Source organism: Streptomyces sp. NPDC003697, from assembly GCF_053587115.1.
In genome coordinates this window covers 1-15,970 of sequence record NZ_JBSFNN010000115.1, presented here as the reverse complement: position 1 = coordinate 15,970, position 15,970 = coordinate 1, and the positions used below count along the sequence as shown (strand labels likewise).

The window sequence follows — 15,970 nt, the reverse complement described above, 5'->3', positions numbered from 1 at the left end:
CCCAGGGCACCGCCGCGTCGCACTCGAGGCATTCGGTGATCGTCAGGGTCTGGGACATGGCATTTTTCTCCTCGCGTGATCGAATTTGGTGGAGCAAGGAACCGAAAGGACTCTATCCCTGGGTTTTCCGCCGTTCGGCCGGGTTTCATGACCGGCTCGAATGGGAGTGAACGCGGCTGCTTATGCGCGGCTGCTCATGCCCGCGGGAATGAGGGTGTCCGCGGGGCCCGCGGGCTCAAGCGGATATCCCTGGAGCGCCTGCCGGAACGCCTTCTCCGCGATCCGGGCGAAGCCCTCCGGGGCGGCACCGGGGGCCAGCGCCAGGGTCACCGGCAGCGGGGCCGGCGGCTGCGGAAGCCCCGCATGCGCGGTGCGGGACAGCCCCCACAGCTCGTCGCCGTTGGCGATCAGGCAGGTCATGCCGAGGCCGGCCTTGGCGGCCGAGCACAGGCCGATCAGCTCGGGCCCCTCGTAGGCGACGCGCCAGGGGACGCTTGCGTCGTCCAGGACCTCGCCGACCAGTCCGCGCAGGGTGCAGGGGGCCGGGAACAGGGCCAGCGGAAGCGGGTCCCGCTCGCGGGTGGCGGGCCGGCCGAACCAGCCCATGCGCATCCTGCCCAGCTCCAGGGCGTCCGTGCCCGGGTCCGGCGGGGCGGCCTGCAACAGCAGCGCCGCGTCGAGCTGACCGGAGCCGAGCTGCTGCGCCAGCACCTCGCTCACCCCCGTCCGGACCCGCAGCTGCACCTGGGGCAGCCCCCGGTTGACCCGGCGCAGGAACTCCGGCAGGACCTCGGCGAGCTGGCTGGTCACGCCGACCGACAGCAGCACATGGCCGGCCTCGGGCACGAACCGGGCGACCGCCTCGTCGTTCAGCGCCACCATCCGGCGGGCGTACTCCAGCAGCTCCTCGCCCTGCGGGCTGAGCCGCATCTCCCGCCCCGTGGCGGCGAAGACCGGGCTCTTGATGAGGCCGCTGAGCTGGCGGATCTGCTGGCTGACCGCCGGCTGGGTGATGTGCAGGGCCTCCGCGGCCCGCCGGAATCCGCCGTGCTCGACCACGGCCACCAATGCCCTCAGGCGATTTATCTGCAGGTCGTGACGCATTCTGACACCCCGTCGTCGGTTGGAATTCCTGGAGCTGGCAGCAGCCTAGGAGGGGTGGGTTCGCGGCGGCCACGGCGCAGCTCACCGGATGTGTGTGAGATCTTCATGTCCGGTGTGTGCGGTCGTCCCGAACGGGAATCACGGCGCCTTATTCAGACCATAAAAAACGGGCGTGGAATTACTCCGCCGAAATGTCCGGCGGAGGCCTAGCATCGATCCCACTCAAGGGCCGTTCAAGCGGCACGTCCAGGGTCACTCAGGTAGCTACTCAGGGAGAAAAGAATGCTTGCAGCACCCGCCTCCTCGGCAGTACAGCAGGGCGTCCGTATAAACCTCGCCGACCCGTCCCTCGACGAGCGCAGCCCGGGCGAGGAATTCGCCTGGTCGGTGCGCGGGGCCGCGGCCGACGAGGATCGCGTCATACCGTTTCGCGCCCATCTCCCGGCCGTGTTCCCGCTGTTCGCGACCCGGCCCCGCTATGCCGTACGGCACCTGCTGAAGACGGCGTCGGTCGGCGACGCCCCGGTGCCGTTCGTGCACGAGCCGGCCACGCACCTCGCCGCCTCCGGCACGTCGTACAGCACCACCCCGGAGGGTTCCTTCACCTCCCGTCTGCAGCACGCCGAACTCACCGACCTGAAGGTGCGGGTGCCGCTGCCCGCCGGGCTCCTCGACGAGCCGGCGCTGCTCGCGTCCTTCATCGACTACCGCGTCCTGGTCCGGCTGTCCGTGGTGGAGAACCAGACCCTGCTGCACGGCAGCGACGACAAGGCCATCACTGGTCTGCTCGACCTGCCCGGCATGCGCCACGGCGCCCTCGGCGACGACGCGTACGCGTCGATCACGGAGGCGGCCGCCCAGGTGGAGGAGACCGGCGGCTCCTGCGACGGCATCGTCGTCCACCCCTTCACCTACTGGGAGCTGGTCCGCGCCGGCGTCCTCGGCCAGCTGGGGGCGGCGGGCATCACCGTCTCCCGCACCCGCATGATCCCGCGCGGCCAGGTCCTGCTCGGCGACTTCCGGGCCGCCGTGACCCTGCTGGTGCCCGGCGTCGCCTCGCTGGCGCTGCTGCGCGGCCAGGGCCCGGACGGCTCCGACGTCGTCGAGGCGACCAGCCGCGTCGGTCTCGCCGTCCACCTGCCCCAGCACTTCCTGCTGCTGACCCGCGACTGACCCGCCCCCGACCTGGGTCAGCCGACGAAGGGAACCCCATGTCCGGCCCTCCTCGCCCCCCTGTCCGTGTCCTCTACATCACCGGATGGATGCGCAGCGGCAGTACCCTGCTCGGCAACGTCCTCAACGAGCTGCCCGGCGTCCGCCACATCGGTGAGCTGCACTTCCTGTGGAAGAACGGCGTCCTCGGCACCGGGACCAACTCCAGCTGCGGCTGCGGCCGGCCGCTGACCGAGTGCCCGCTGTGGTCGCAGGCGCTGGCCGCCCTGCCCGCCCGGGGCACCGAGGCCACCGCGCGCCGCATGCTGGGCCTCCAGAGCGCGCTGATGCGCACCCGGCACACCAGGGACCGGCTCGCCGAGGCGCGCGGCACGCGGCCCGCCGCTCCCGGGGTCGCCGAGCTGCTCGACCAGTCGGCCGCCGTCTACCGTCGGATCGCCGCCCGCGGCGCCGACCGGCTGGTGGTGGACGGCTCCAAGTGCCCGGCGGAGGCCGCTGCCCTGCTGGGCCGGTCCGACCTCGACGTACGGGTGCTGCACATCGTGCGGGACCCGAGGGCCACCGCCCTGTCGTACCGCAGCGCGAAGGAGTACATCGACCCGATGTCCCCGGCCCGCTCCAGCGGTTACTGGACGGCGTTCAACCTCGCCTCCGAGCTCGTCGGCACGGCGGCGGGCGACCGCTACCTGCGCGTCCGGCACGAAGACCTGTGCGCCCGGCCCCGGCAGACGGTGGCCGAGGTGCTGCGCTTCGCCGGCCTGGACGACGAGGCCCCGGTCGACGAGTCCGGCCGGGTCCCACTCGGCGTCAACCACACGGTCACCGGCAATCCGGACCGGCTGCGGCGCGGGGTGACGCAGATCCGCCCCGACGAGCGCTGGCGCACCGCCCTGTCCCCGGCCGACATCGCGGCAGCCACGGTCCCGGCGCTGCCGCTGCTCGGCCGGTACGGCTACCCGGTGGCACCCTCCCGCCGGTCCGGCACACCGCCCACTCCGGCCGGCGGCACCGCACACCCCGGTACGGCCGACACCCCGTCCCCGAAGGCGAGTTCACAGACGGCGGCCCGGCAAGGCTTCGTCGCCCCCCTCCGGCCGGGTGAGCTCTGGTGAACCTCGGACTCGCCGGCAAAGCCGCGCTCGTGGCGGCCTCCAGCAGCGGTATCGGGCTCGCGGTCGCCAAGGTGCTCGCGGCGGAGGGCGCCGACGTGTCGATGTGCGGCCGTGATCCCGAGCGGCTCGCCGCGGCCCACAAGGAGGTGGACGCGTGCGGTCCCGGCCGGGTGCTGAGCCGGTCGGTGGACCTGCGTGACGAGCAGGCCGCCGCCGGATGGGTGAGGGAGGCCGCCGAGGCCTTCGGCGCGCTGCATGTCCTGGTGACGAACTCCGGAGGCGTTCCCTTCGGCCCCGTCGAGGACTTCGAGGTCGCCGAGTACCGCGAGGCCGTCAACGACAACCTGCTGCCGCACGTCTCGCTGTCGCTGGCCGCCGCACCCCATCTGCGGCAGGCCGGCTGGGGGCGGATCGTGATGATCACTTCCGAGTCGGTGCGCCGGCCCCACCCGGGCAGCGGACTGTCCTCGGTGGCCCGGCTCGGCGTCCTCGGCTTCGCCAAGGGCCTCGTCGACGCGTTCGGCGCATCCGGGGTCACGGTCAACGTGCTGGCGCCCGGTTTCCACCGCACCCCGATCCTCGACGTCCAGTACGGCGACGAGGTCGAGGAACGCCTCGCCGAGGTCGCCGCCTCCCTGCCCGTCGGCCGCATCGGCCGCGCGGAGGACCTGGGCGCCCTGGTCGCCTTCCTCGCCAGCGAACAGGCCGCCTTCGTCACGGGCACGGTCCTGCTGGCCGACGGCGGCAACACCCGCGCCATCGTCTGACACCGGCCACCCGAGCTGACGTCCGGCCTTCCGGCTCGCGCTCGGTCTTCGGACCGGCGCCCCGCCTCCGGGCGGCGCCCGCCCGGCCCTCGGCCGCCGCTCCCTTCACCCGACGGGCGTGTCCCTGGCCCTCGGCCGACGTCCTGCCACCCGGCCGGCGTCCGGTCACGCGAGGGGAGTGCCGCCCGCCCTGGGCCGACGCCTCGTCACCCGACGGGCGCACGCATCCCGGCCCGCCCCGCCCCACTGCCCGACGACCCGTCGCCCACCCAAACCCGCCCCACAGCCGAAGGAGTACGCACATGCCCCCGGGAACAACCCCGCCCCTGGGCGAAGTCGCCAGCGCGCGGCGGCCGGCGCTCTATGTGGTCAAGCTGGGCAGTGCCACCCTGGCCCACAGCCGTGTCTTCGACGAACTGCTCGCCCTGCGTGGGCGCGGCGCGCGCCTGCTCGTCGTCGCCGGGGGAGCCGCCGGTATCGCCGAGCACTACCGCCGCACCGGACGCGAGATCCGCACCCTCGTCTCCCGCGGCGGCGACGAGATCCGCTACTGCCCGCCCGAGGAGATGCGGCACATCGTCGCCGCGTACGAGGAGGTGACCCTCCCCCTGGTGGAGGAGGAGCTGACCCGGCGTGGCCTGTCGGTCTTCGCGTCGGTGGCCCGCGGCGGCTCCCTCGTGACGGCCAAGGCCAACGGACCGATGCGGGTGCGCGACAACGGCCGTATTCGCGTCGTCCGCGACCACCGCGCCGGAACCGTCACCTCCGTCGACGCGCCCCGCATCACCGCCCTGCTCGACGCCTTCGACGTGGTCTGCCTCTCCCCGCCGGCCGCCGACACCGACGGCGGTACACCGCTCAACGTGGACGCCGACGTCCTCGCCGCCACCCTGGCCCGCGCCCTGAACGCCGACCATCTACGCCTGGTGACGGGCACCGCCGGCCTGCTCTCCGACCCAGCCGACCCGACCAGCACCCTGCGCCACCTCACCGAGGGCGAGGGCGGCAGGTACGCGAAGGGCCGTATGCGGCAGAAGGTGCGCGCCGCCGAGATCGCCATCGGCGGTGCCTCCGACACGGCGATCACCGGCCCGCACACGCTGTCCGCGACGGGCGCCACCCGCTTCTGGGGCACCACCGCGCCGGCCGCCGACCTCAGCTTGCTCTCCCGGACAGTGCAACTGTCCTCCGTCTCCCGCGACGAACGCGAACTCGCCGCCTTCCTCGCCGAGTGGTGCGCCGACCACGGCCTGAAGTCCGAGATCGACGCCGTCGGCAACCTGGTCGCCACCAAGGGCGCGGGAGACCGGCGGCTGATGATGCTCGGCCACTTGGACACCGTGCCCTACCGATGGCCCGTCCGCTGGGACGGTGAGGTGCTCTCCGGCCGCGGTTCGGTCGACGCCAAGGGCAGTCTGGTGACCTTCCTGCAGACCCTCGCCGACCACGACCCTCCCGAGGGCGTCGAGCTACGGGTGATCGGCTCCGTCGAGGAGGAGATCACCGGGGCCGGCGCCTTCCACGTCCGCGACACCTACCCCGCCGACGCGGTGATCGTCGGCGAGCCCAGCGGCGCGTCCGCCCTCACTCTCGGCTACTACGGCCTGATCAAGGTCCGCCTGCACACCCGCGAGAGCGTCGGCCACACCGCCGGCGAGGGCGTCCGCACGGCCGGTGACCGCCTCGTCGAGTCCCTCACCGCCGTGCGCACAGCGGTCGCTGAGGTTGCCCCCGACGCCCTCACCGCCACGCTGGGCGTCCGCGCCCTCAACGAGGGCGACGTCCAGGACGGCGAAGCCGTCGTCGACGTACGGCTGCCTCCGGGCCACGCCGTGGAGACGATCGTCGACGCGCTGCGCGCCGCCGTGGCGGAGCCCGTTCGCATCGAGGTGCTGCGGGCCACCCCGGGCGTGGCCACACCGCGCACCAGCCCACTCGTCAAGGCGTTCCAACGGGCCTTCCAAGCCGAGGAGTTGAGGATCCGCTACCTGATGAAGAAAGGCAGCAGCGACATGAACACGCTTGCCACCACCTGGCACGGCGTCCCCATGGTCGCCTACGGCCCCGGTGACGCGAGCCTGGACCACACCCCCGCCGAGCACCTGCCCGCGGCCGAGTTCCGGCAGGCCCGGCGCCTGCTGACCGCCGCCGTCCGAGAATGGAGCACGCTGTGACCACCCTGCAGACCACCCGACCGGGCCCCGACCTCACCTCCCCTTCCACACCTGCTCCTTACTGCACCTGCTACCCCGGCGCGACCGTGTGGCTGACCGGGCTGCCGAGCTCCGGCAAGACCACCGTCGCCCGCGCCGCCGCCGAGGTCCTACGACGTGACGGCCGCCGCGTGGAGGTGCTCGACGGCGACGAACTGCGCCGTACGCTCACCGGCGACCTCGGCTACTCCCGCGAGGACCGGCACCGCAACGTCGAGCGCGTCGGCCGCGTCGCCCAGGTCCTCGCCCGCAACGGCGTCCTCACCCTGGTCCCGGTCATCGCCCCCTACGCCGACTCCCGCGCACTGGTGCGCGACCTGCACCGGGAGAGCCGTACCGCGTTCCTGGAGATCCATGTCGCCGCCCCGGTCGAGGTGTGCTCCGTACGTGACGTCAAGGGCCTGTACGCGCGCCGCGCCGCGGGCGAGATCAAGGGGCTGACCGGCGTGGACGACCCGTACGAGGAGCCGTCGGCCCCCGACCTGCGGATCGACTCGCACACCGAGTCCGTGGACCGGTCCGTGGCGGTGCTCCTCGCCGTGCTCACCGAGCGGGGGCTGGCATGACCGCCCTGACCACCGCACCGGCACCCGCGGCCACCGCGAACCCGTACACCCTGTCCCATCTCGACGCCGTCGAGTCGGAGGCCATCCACATCTTCCGCGAGGTGGCGGGCGAGTTCGAGAACCCGGTGATCCTCTTCTCCGGCGGCAAGGACTCCATCGCCATGCTGCACCTGGCGCTGAAGGCGTTCGCGCCGGCGAGCGTCCCGTTCTCCCTGTTGCACGTCGACACCGGGCACAACTTCCCCGAGGTCATCGACCACCGGGACCGTACGGTCGCCCGGCACAACCTGCGTCTGCACATCGCGTCCGTGCAGGACTACATCGACCGAGGCGTGCTGCGCGAGCGGGCCGACGGCACCCGCAACCCCCTCCAGACCGTGCCCCTCACGGAGAAGATCCAGGCCGAGCGCTTCGACGCCGTGTTCGGCGGTGGCCGCCGGGACGAGGAAAAGGCCCGCGCCAAGGAACGGGTGTTCTCGCTGCGCGACGAGTTCTCCCAGTGGGACCCGCGCAGGCAGCGCCCCGAGCTCTGGAACCTCTACAACGGGCGGCACGCGCCCGGCGAGCACGTCCGCGTGTTCCCGCTGTCCAACTGGACCGAGCTGGACGTCTGGCAGTACATCGCCCGTGAGGGCATCGAGTTGCCGGACATCTACTTCGCACACGAGCGTGAGGTGTTCCGGCGGGGCGGCATGTGGCTGACCGCGGGTGAGTGGGGCGGGCCCAAGGACGGCGAGACCGTCGAGAAGCGCCTCGTCCGCTATCGCACCGTCGGCGACATGTCCTGCACCGGCGCCGTGGACTCCGACGCGGTGACCCTGGACCAGGTCATCGCCGAGATCGCCGCCGCCCGCCTCACCGAGCGGGGCGCCACCCGCGCCGACGACAAGCTCTCCGAGGCCGCCATGGAAGACCGCAAGCGCGAGGGGTACTTCTAGCCATGACCATCGACCCAGCCCCGGCCATCCACCGAGCCCCTGCCATCGACACCCTGCGGTTCGCCACCGCCGGCTCCGTCGACGACGGCAAGTCCACGCTCGTCGGCCGTCTGCTGCACGACTCCAAGTCGGTCCTCGCCGACCAGATGGAGGCCGTCGAGCACGCCTCCCGCTCACGCGGCCAGGACACCCCCGACCTCGCCCTCCTCACCGACGGCCTACGCGCCGAACGCGAGCAGGGCATCACCATCGACGTGGCGTACCGCTACTTCGCCACGCCCCGACGCCGGTTCATCCTCGCCGACACCCCGGGCCATGTGCAGTACACCCGCAACATGGTCACCGGCGCCTCCACCGCCGACCTTGCCCTGGTCCTGGTGGACGCCCGGCACGGCGTCGTGGAGCAGACCCGCCGCCATCTCGCCGTGTCCGCGCTGCTGCGCATCCCCCGGGTGACGCTGGTCGTCAACAAGATGGACCTGGTGGGCTGTTCGGAGCAGGTCTTCGCGGACATCGTCGCCGAGTTCGCCGGCTGTGCCGGCACCCTCGGCGTCGCCCGCGTGACCGCTGTCCCGGTCTCGGCGCTGGACGGCGACAACGTCGTACGGCCCTCGGACCGGATGGACTGGTACGGCGGCCCGACCGTCCTGGAGCACCTGGAGACGGTGCCCACCGGCTTTGACCCACGCACCGAACCGGCCCGCCTGCCCGTGCAGTACGTGATCCGGCCGCAGACCGCCGGACACCGCGACTACCGCGGCTACGCCGGTCAGCTCGTCTCCGGGCTGCTGCGGGTCGGCGACCCGGTGACCGTCCTGCCGTCCGGCCGCAGCAGCGTCGTCGAGGCCATCGACACCCCGGCGGGCACGGTCCCGGCGGCCTGGGCGCCGCAGTCGGTGACGGTGCGCCTGACCGACGACATCGACATCGCCCGCGGTGATCTGGTGGCCCCCGCCGCCGCCCCGCCCCGCACCACCCGGCTGATCCACGCCACCGTCTGTCATCTGGCCGAACGTCCGCTGCGTGCCGGTCAGCGGGTGCTGCTGAAGCACACCACGCGCACCGTGCGGGCGCGGGTCGAGGAGATCGGCTCCCGGCTCGACCTGCGGGACCTCACCGAGCGTCCGGGGCCGAGGACGCTCGACGCCAACGACATCGGGCGGATTCTGGTGCGCACCGCCGAGCCGATCGCCCTCGACGCTTATGCCGAGCTGCGCCGCACCGGTTCGTTCCTGCTCATCGACCCGGACGACGGCAGCACCCTCACGGCAGGCATGGCGGACGCCCCGGAGGCCCCGGGCCGCGAGGAAGGAGTGTAGAGCTGCCCTAGATGATCATGAGAGTGTCATGTCGAGCCGGTGACGCTGGCACTGTCGGCCCCGCCCGCGTCCCGGAAGACTCTTCCTCATCGAACGCGGCACCACCCAGCGCCACCGGGCACCACCAGCACCATTCGACACCGCTCGACACCACCTTCGACGAAGGGCCGACATGAATCTCACCGTCGCCACCACCGCCTGCCCCGCCACCGACGCCCCGGCCATGGACGGCCTGGTCATCGAGGACCTTGCCGCCTTGGCCGCCGAGCCGTTCCAGCCGGGCACCTGCATCTGCTGGTCGGAGGGCGCGCTCGCCGAGTGACGCGTTCAGCAGTCGAACGGACCGCAGCCGATCGCAGGGGGAACGGGGACGGCAGTGACGAAGCAGCAGAGCGCGGAACCGGGACTGGCCTTCAAGCACCACCTGACGGCCGAAGTGGTGCCGGGGGAAGGGGTATTCCTGGTGTCCGACCGCGGCGTGACCGTGCTGCGCGGCGCCGGAGTCACCGAGCTCGCCCCGCTCCTCGACGGCAGCCGGTCACTGGACCAGCTGGCCGACGAGGCGCCCGCCGGGCTGTTCCCGGCGCAGGTGCGGCAGGTCGTCGGCAGGCTCCTCGACTCGGGGCTGCTCACCCACCGGCCGCCGGATGCCGCCGCCTCCCCCGACGAGGCGTTCTGGGAACTCGCGGGCATGGACGGGCCCGCCGCCGCCCGCCGCACCGCGGTCGCCACGGTCGCCGTCGTCTCCACCGGCACCCACGCCCGGCAGGCCGTCGCCGAGATGACCGCCGCGCTCACCGACAACGGCCTGCGCCCGCACCGCCCCGGCGAGGACACCGAACCCCCGAGCCTCGCCGTCGTCCTCTGCGACAGCTACCTCGACGCCGAACTGGCGGACATGGACGCCGCGTACCGGTCCGCGGGCACGCCCTGGCTGCTCGTCCGGCTGATGGGCGGGCGGCCCTGGATCGGCCCGGTGTTCCGCCCGGACGACGGCCCCTGCTGGCACTGCCTGGCCGAGCCGCTGCGCCGCAACCGCCCCGCCGAGGCGTTCCTCGGCCGGGCCCTCGGCCGCCCGGTCCGCACCCCGCCCTCGGCACTCGCCGCCGGCCGCGCGGCCGGTCTGCACCTGGCCTGCCTGGAGGCCGTCAAGTGGCTGGCCGGGCAGCGCCACCCCGGCCAGTCCGCGCTGTGGGAGCTGGACCCCCTCGACCTGACGAGCAGTCACCATCCGGTACGGCGCCGCCCGCAGTGCTCCTCCTGCGGCGACCCCGAGCTGATGGCGTGCCAGGTCGGGGCGCCGTTCGTCATCACCCGTAGCCCCAAGACCGGCACCGGCACCGGCGAGCGGTCGCTGCCGGCGGAGGAGATGCTCCGGCGATACGGGCATCTCGTCGACGACCTGACCGGAGTGGTCAAGGAGATCCGCCGCGACCGGCGCGGCCCCGGCTTCCTCAACTGCTTCCACTCCGGGCACAACCCGGCCGCGGCGCCCACCGGACTCGCCCAGGTGCGCAGCGGACTGCGCAGCCACAGCTCGGGCAAGGGCACCACCGAGACCCAGGCGAAGGTGAGCGCCCTGTGCGAGGCCGTCGAGCGGCACAGCGGCTACTTCCAGGGCGACGAGCCGACCGTGCGGGCCGCCTACCGGGACATCGCCGACCGAGCCGTGCACCCGGACACCGTCCAGCTCTTCCACCCCCGCCAGTACGCCGACCGCCACCGCTGGAACGCCGGGCACGGCCCGGCGCACCGCGTCTGCGACCCCTTCGACGAGGACGCGCCGGTCGACTGGACGCCGATGTGGTCCCTCACCGGAAACCGGCACCGCCTGGTGCCCACCGCGATGCTCTACTACAACGCGCCCGGCAACAGGGCCCCGTTCGCGGCGACCTCCAACGGATCGGCGGCAGGCAGCTGCCGCGAGGACGCCGTCGTCCAGGGCTTCCTGGAACTCGTCGAACGCGACGCCGTCGCCCTGTGGTGGTACAACCGCACCTGCCAGCCCGGCGTGGACCTCGACGCCTTCGACGACCCCTGGGTCCGGCGGGTGCGCGACGAACACCGGGGCCTCGCCCGGCGGCTGTGGGTCCTCGACCTCACCAGCGACCTCGGCATCCCGGTCTTCGCCGCCCTGTCCGCCCGCACCGACAAACCGGCCGAGGACATCACCCTCGGCTTCGGCGCCCACTTCGACCCCCGGGTCGCGCTGCGCCGGGCGGTGGCGGAGCTCAACCAGATGCTCCCGCCGGTCGCCCAGGCCCTTCCCGACGGCACCGGGTACAGCTGCGACGACCCCGCCGTCCTGACCTGGTGGCGGACCGCCACCACCGCCAACCAGCCGTACCTGCTGCCCGGGCCGGCCGAACCGGCCCGCAGCCGCGAGGACTTCGGGTACGTTCCGCGCGCCGACCTGGCCGACGACGTGGCGGCGGCCACCGACCTCGCCCGCGGAATCGGCAGCGACCTGCTGGTTCTCGACCAGACCCAGCCGGACACCGGCCTGCCGGTGGTCAAGGTGGTGGTGCCCGGGCTGCGCCCCTTCTGGGCCCGCTTCGCCCCCGGCCGCCTGTACGACGTCCCGGTGCGCCTCGGCCGCCGGTCCACCTCGATTCGCTACGAGGACCTCAACCCGGTCCCGCTCTTCCTGTGACACCGCCCGACACCGTCGTACCCCCCCACACCACCGCCCCGAGGTCTCGCCATGAATTCCCCCGCCCCGTCCCTGAAGCCGCTGTGGTCGTTGCGTGAGGACTGCAGACTCCGGCTCGTACCGGACGACCCGGGCGCCGGCGTCGTCAGCACCCCCTGGGGGGAGATCCGCCTCGACGCGGGCACCCCCGCGGTCGGCCGGGCGCTGGAGCGCATGACGTACGGTCCGGTCTCGCTCGACAACGTGCTGCCCGGCTTCACCGAGGGCACCGGACCGGCCGAGGAACGCCCCCAGTACGACGCCCTGGACGCCGCCCTCGGACGACTCCAGCATGTCGTGGTGCGCACCCTTGCGCTGGCGGAGGGCACCCACCATCTGACCGTGGTGCCCATCGCCCGGCGAGCCCGGTTCACCCCCGGCCGCCCCGACGGGGACGCCGTGCACCGACTGTCGAAGTTCGTCACCCTGCGGGTCGGAGCCGAGGGATGGGTGGCGGAGTCGCCGCTCGCCGCCCACCGGGTGCTCCTGCACACCCCGCAGGCCGGCTGGCTGGTCGGCTGCTACGCCTGGCCCACGACGGTGCGCGAGGCGGCCCGCATGCTCGGGCTGCCGATGCAGGAGACGGCTCTGGTGGTCGGCTACCTGGAGGCCGCCGGGATGCTGGTACCGGGAGTCCCGCAGGCGGCCTTCTGCGACGCGGACGGATCGTCCTCCCCCTCTTTCGCCTTCGCCGAGGATCACGACATCGCCCTGGAACCCTGGTTGCCGCGGGAGCTGCTCGTGCACCAGCGCAGCAGACCGGGTGCGCACGACGAACCAGTGGGCTGGGCCGACGGGTTGGACGACGACACCGACGGCGACGGCGGGTACGGCGCCCCTGTCGACGGGGACACGGTCATCGCCCTGCCGGTGCCCGGTCGAGCCCGCGCGGGCGCGCGCGAGCCCGGCCTGAGCGAGGTCCTGGCCGCCCGGCGCTCCGAGCGAGTGGACAACGGAATGCCGCTGACCCTCGACCAGTTGGGGGAGCTGCTGCACCGGTCCGCCGCCGAGCGTCCGGCGGGCGGGCGACCGTATCCGAGCCTCGGCGCGCGCTATCCGCTGGAGCTGTACCTCACCGTCGCCGGCGGCGGCGACCTGAAGCGCGGCGTGTACCACTACGACCCGCACGGCCATCTGCTCGCCTCGCTGGACACGGCGCCGGAGCTGGTGGACGGCCTGCTCGACGAGGCCGCCGCGAACGCGGGGATGAGCCAGGAGCCGTCGGTACTGATCAGCATGACGGCCCGCTACCACCGTACGGCCGGTCTCTACCGGGGCACGGCCTACTCCGCGCTTCTCAAGGAAGTGGGAGCGCTCCAGCAGACGTTGTACCTGGTCGCGACCGCGATGGGACTCGGGCCCTGCGCGCTGGCGTTCGGCGACACCGAGACGACGGCCCGCGCCTTCGGCCTCGACTGGCGGGCCGAGCCAGGGGTGGGGGAGTTCGTGGTGTCGGCCTTGCCCGGCCCCGGAACCGGGACGATGACGGCCTGACGGACCTATGCTGTACTCCACCCGAAATCACATTCGAGTGGGGGTTTCAGTGCGATGGTTCCGTCCGTTGGCCTCGGCCGGCCCGATGCGGCACAGACCGGTCAGCAACGTCGAACTGGCCCCCAGGATGGCGTCCGCCATCACCACCGTCGTCATTCTCTGCTTCTTCGGCGTGGCGCTCACCTACGCGGTGAAGGGCGGCTTCGGCGCGCTCAAGCTGACGGCGTTCGGCGTTCTGATGCTGACGCTGCTCGGCCTGCAGGTCTGTCACTCGTTCCCGGCGCGGGCACCGAGGTGGGCGCGGCATCGGCGAGTGACTCTGGCTGTCCAGGCGGCACTCACCTTCGCCCCGTTCACGTTCTTCGGCGCGGCCTGGCTGGGCATGCCCGGATTCCTCTGCTCCTCCTGTTTGTTGGTGCTGCGCCCGGCGCTCGCCTGGGCGGCCTTCGCGCTGGTCGTCGTGGCGACGGGCGCTGTGCAGTTCCTGGTGGGCTACGGCGCGGACCAGCTGCCGTACAACACGGTGGCGACCGTCCTCACCGGCGTCGTGGTGTACGGGCTGAGCCGGCTGACCGGGCTCATCGCCGAAGTTCAGGCCGCCCGTGACGAACTGGTGCGGGTGACCCTCGCGCAGGAGCGGGTGCGCTTTGCCCGCGATCTGCACGACCTGCTCGGCTTCAGTCTTTCCACCATCACCCTCAAGTGCGAACTCGCCCACCGTCTGGTGCGGGGCGACCCGGAGCGCGCCGAGAGCGAGATCACCGAGATCGTGCAGGCGGCCCGGCAGGCATCCTCCGAGGTGCGCTCGGTGGCAAGCAGCTATTTGCGGATGAGCCTCGACCGTGAACTCCCGGCTGCCGCATCGCTGTTGCGGGCCGTCGGCATCCATGCCGCGGTGCGGGTGGCGGCGGGTGAGGTGTCGCCGGCGGTGGACGCGGTGCTGGCGACGGTGCTGCGCGAGGGCGTCACCAACATGCTGCGCCACAGCAAGGCCCAGAACTGTGTGATCGAGGCCGCGGCCGCCGACGGATCCGTGCGCCTGGTGATCGTCAACGATGGGCTGAGGGACGGCATCAGGGACGCGAGAAGCGCCCACTTCGCCGAGGTGCCGGGCGCCGCTGCGTCCGGCGGGAACGGGCTGAGCAGTCTGGCGGCGCGGGCCACGGCCCTCGGCGGCCGGCTCGACTCCGGTGAGCGTCCCGACGGCTGGTTCGAGCTGTCCGTCGTCCTGCCCGCGCAGGCCGCAGGGAAGGATGACGAGGGCGCGGTCACAGCCAGCCGGAATCCCTAGCGATCCGCACGGCATCCATCCGGTTGCGGGCGTTCAGCCGGGTCACCGCGGCGGTCAGGTAGTTGCGCACGGTGCCCGCGGACAGGAACAGCGCACGGGCGATCTCCGGCACCTCTTCGCCCTGCGCGGCCAGCCGCAGCACCTCGGTCTCCCGGGCGGAGAGCGGACTCTCCCCGGCTTGCAGGGCGCTGAGCGCCAGCTCCGGATCGACCACCCGGCCCCCGGCGGCCACCGCCCGGATCGCCGCCGCGAGCCGGGCGGGCTCTGTGTCCTTGAGCAGGAACCCGCAGGCGTGCGCCTCCAGGGCGCGGCGCAGATTGCCCGGCCGGCCGAGCGTGGTCAGGATCGCGGTCCGGCAGGAGGGGAGTTTCTGGTGGAGCAGCCCTGCGGCCTCGATGCCGTCGATGCCCGGCATATCGATGTCGAGCACCGCCACGTCGGGCTGGTGCTCCAGTGCCAGCGGCAGGACCTGGTCGCCGTTCCCGGTCTCGGCCACCACCTCGATGTCGGACTCCAGCTCCAGCAGGGAGGCCAGGGCGCGACGGAGCATGAGCATGTCCTCCGCAAGCAGGACTCGGATCACTGATTCCCCCCGGTGTCAGTGCGGTGATCTGTCGTGTTGGACCTGTGTGCTTGGCGTGAACTCTACGCGCGAACTCGCGTCCAGTGCACGGCTGTTGGAGCCATCACCTGCAGGCCGTGGCCGTTGCGGGCCGGACCGTCGATACGGTGCGACTCATTGGCCGATGCACCGATTCGGTGCCGGCGGCGGCCGAAAACCGTGCGTCAGTACATCGGGAACCGAGCGAAGTGGGCCGCCACACGGAGGCCGGACTCGACGAGGTGAGCGGTCGCGAGCAACTCGGGAAGGATGTCGCCCAGCCAGTCCTCGGCGCTGCGTCGGGCTGAGTGGGTCGCTCGGTGGGTGCTCGAGCGGCCTTGATGGCGGGCTGATGGGAGCCGTTTGGGAGCCGAACCCGGCTCCCGAACGCCCCTCGGAACCACCCAGGGGCCCGACCCGCTAAGCGGATCAGGCCCCTTACCTGGTACTGCACTGTCGGGGCGGCGGGATTTGAACCCACGACCTCTTCGTCCCGAAGCAACTTGGGTGGGGCCTCTGCCTTGGGCGGTCGTGCCTACGACCTGGTCTGACGGTCCGCAGTCGTCCGCGTTCGTCCGCCGCTGTGCGGCGGCGTTGTCACGCAGTTAGAGGTCGTTCTCTTTCCGAACCTCGTGTGTGACTTTTGCTGGTCGGACATGAGATCGCGGCTGTCGCGGGAGTCTCGGTTCGTTGCTGGCTG

Annotated in this window: 13 protein-coding genes; 11 read left to right on the top strand and 2 right to left on the bottom strand. The window is 72.4% G+C overall.

Annotated elements, in window-relative coordinates:
* Positions 1-180: 180 nt before the first annotated feature.
* Positions 181-1,104: a LysR family transcriptional regulator gene (locus tag ACWDNY_RS29100; protein WP_451648795.1), complete on the bottom strand. Its 924-nt coding sequence runs from the start codon at positions 1,102-1,104 to the stop codon at positions 181-183.
* A 282-nt stretch (positions 1,105-1,386) separates the two neighbouring features.
* Here ACWDNY_RS29100 and ACWDNY_RS29095 point away from each other — a divergent pair, with 282 nt between their 5' ends.
* From ACWDNY_RS29095 to ACWDNY_RS29045, 11 genes are all read left to right on the top strand, one after another.
* A complete protein-coding gene (locus ACWDNY_RS29095) occupies positions 1,387-2,277 on the top strand; it encodes a family 3 encapsulin nanocompartment shell protein (protein WP_451648794.1) in 891 nt (296 codons plus the stop codon).
* 38 nt (positions 2,278-2,315) lie between these two features.
* The gene (locus ACWDNY_RS29090; protein WP_451648793.1) at positions 2,316-3,389 is read left to right on the top strand and encodes a sulfotransferase; all 1,074 of its coding nucleotides are present in this window, start codon (positions 2,316-2,318) and stop codon (positions 3,387-3,389) included.
* The gene (locus tag ACWDNY_RS29085) at positions 3,386-4,156 is read left to right on the top strand and encodes an SDR family NAD(P)-dependent oxidoreductase (RefSeq protein ID WP_451648792.1); all 771 of its coding nucleotides are present in this window, start codon (positions 3,386-3,388) and stop codon (positions 4,154-4,156) included. The genes ACWDNY_RS29090 and ACWDNY_RS29085 overlap by 4 nt, the downstream gene beginning before the upstream one ends.
* A gap of 302 nt (positions 4,157-4,458) precedes the next feature.
* The gene (locus tag ACWDNY_RS29080) at positions 4,459-6,330 is read left to right on the top strand and encodes a M20/M25/M40 family metallo-hydrolase (protein ID WP_451648791.1); all 1,872 of its coding nucleotides are present in this window, start codon (positions 4,459-4,461) and stop codon (positions 6,328-6,330) included.
* The gene (cysC, locus tag ACWDNY_RS29075; protein WP_451648790.1) at positions 6,315-6,935 is read left to right on the top strand and encodes an adenylyl-sulfate kinase; all 621 of its coding nucleotides are present in this window, start codon (positions 6,315-6,317) and stop codon (positions 6,933-6,935) included. The genes ACWDNY_RS29080 and cysC overlap by 16 nt, the downstream gene beginning before the upstream one ends.
* Positions 6,932-7,873 (top strand): sulfate adenylyltransferase subunit CysD, encoded by a 942-nt coding sequence (cysD, locus tag ACWDNY_RS29070; RefSeq protein WP_451648789.1) that lies wholly within the window; start codon positions 6,932-6,934, stop codon positions 7,871-7,873. Before cysC ends, cysD begins: the two co-directional genes overlap by 4 nt.
* Positions 7,874-7,875: 2 nt before the next feature.
* Positions 7,876-9,192: a sulfate adenylyltransferase subunit 1 gene (locus ACWDNY_RS29065; RefSeq protein WP_451648788.1), complete on the top strand. Its 1,317-nt coding sequence runs from the start codon at positions 7,876-7,878 to the stop codon at positions 9,190-9,192.
* Positions 9,193-9,364: 172 nt separating this feature from the next.
* Positions 9,365-9,514: a hypothetical protein gene (locus ACWDNY_RS29060; protein ID WP_451648787.1), complete on the top strand. Its 150-nt coding sequence runs from the start codon at positions 9,365-9,367 to the stop codon at positions 9,512-9,514.
* Between the two features lie 54 nt (positions 9,515-9,568).
* Positions 9,569-11,845 carry a TOMM precursor leader peptide-binding protein gene (locus tag ACWDNY_RS29055; protein ID WP_451648786.1) on the top strand — a complete coding sequence of 759 codons (2,277 nt, stop codon included), beginning with the start codon at positions 9,569-9,571 and terminating at the stop codon, positions 11,843-11,845.
* Between the two features lie 51 nt (positions 11,846-11,896).
* Positions 11,897-13,378 carry a SagB family peptide dehydrogenase gene (locus ACWDNY_RS29050; RefSeq protein WP_451648785.1) on the top strand — a complete coding sequence of 494 codons (1,482 nt, stop codon included), beginning with the start codon at positions 11,897-11,899 and terminating at the stop codon, positions 13,376-13,378.
* A gap of 85 nt (positions 13,379-13,463) precedes the next feature.
* Complete coding sequence (locus ACWDNY_RS29045) at positions 13,464-14,669, top strand: sensor histidine kinase (protein WP_451648784.1); 1,206 nt, start codon at positions 13,464-13,466, stop codon at positions 14,667-14,669.
* Here ACWDNY_RS29045 and ACWDNY_RS29040 read toward each other — a convergent pair.
* Entirely contained in the window at positions 14,647-15,252 is a 606-nt protein-coding gene (locus ACWDNY_RS29040) for a response regulator transcription factor (protein WP_451648783.1), read from the bottom strand. The two genes, ACWDNY_RS29045 and ACWDNY_RS29040, sit on opposite strands and share 23 nt — an antisense overlap.
* Positions 15,253-15,970: the final 718 nt, after the last annotated feature.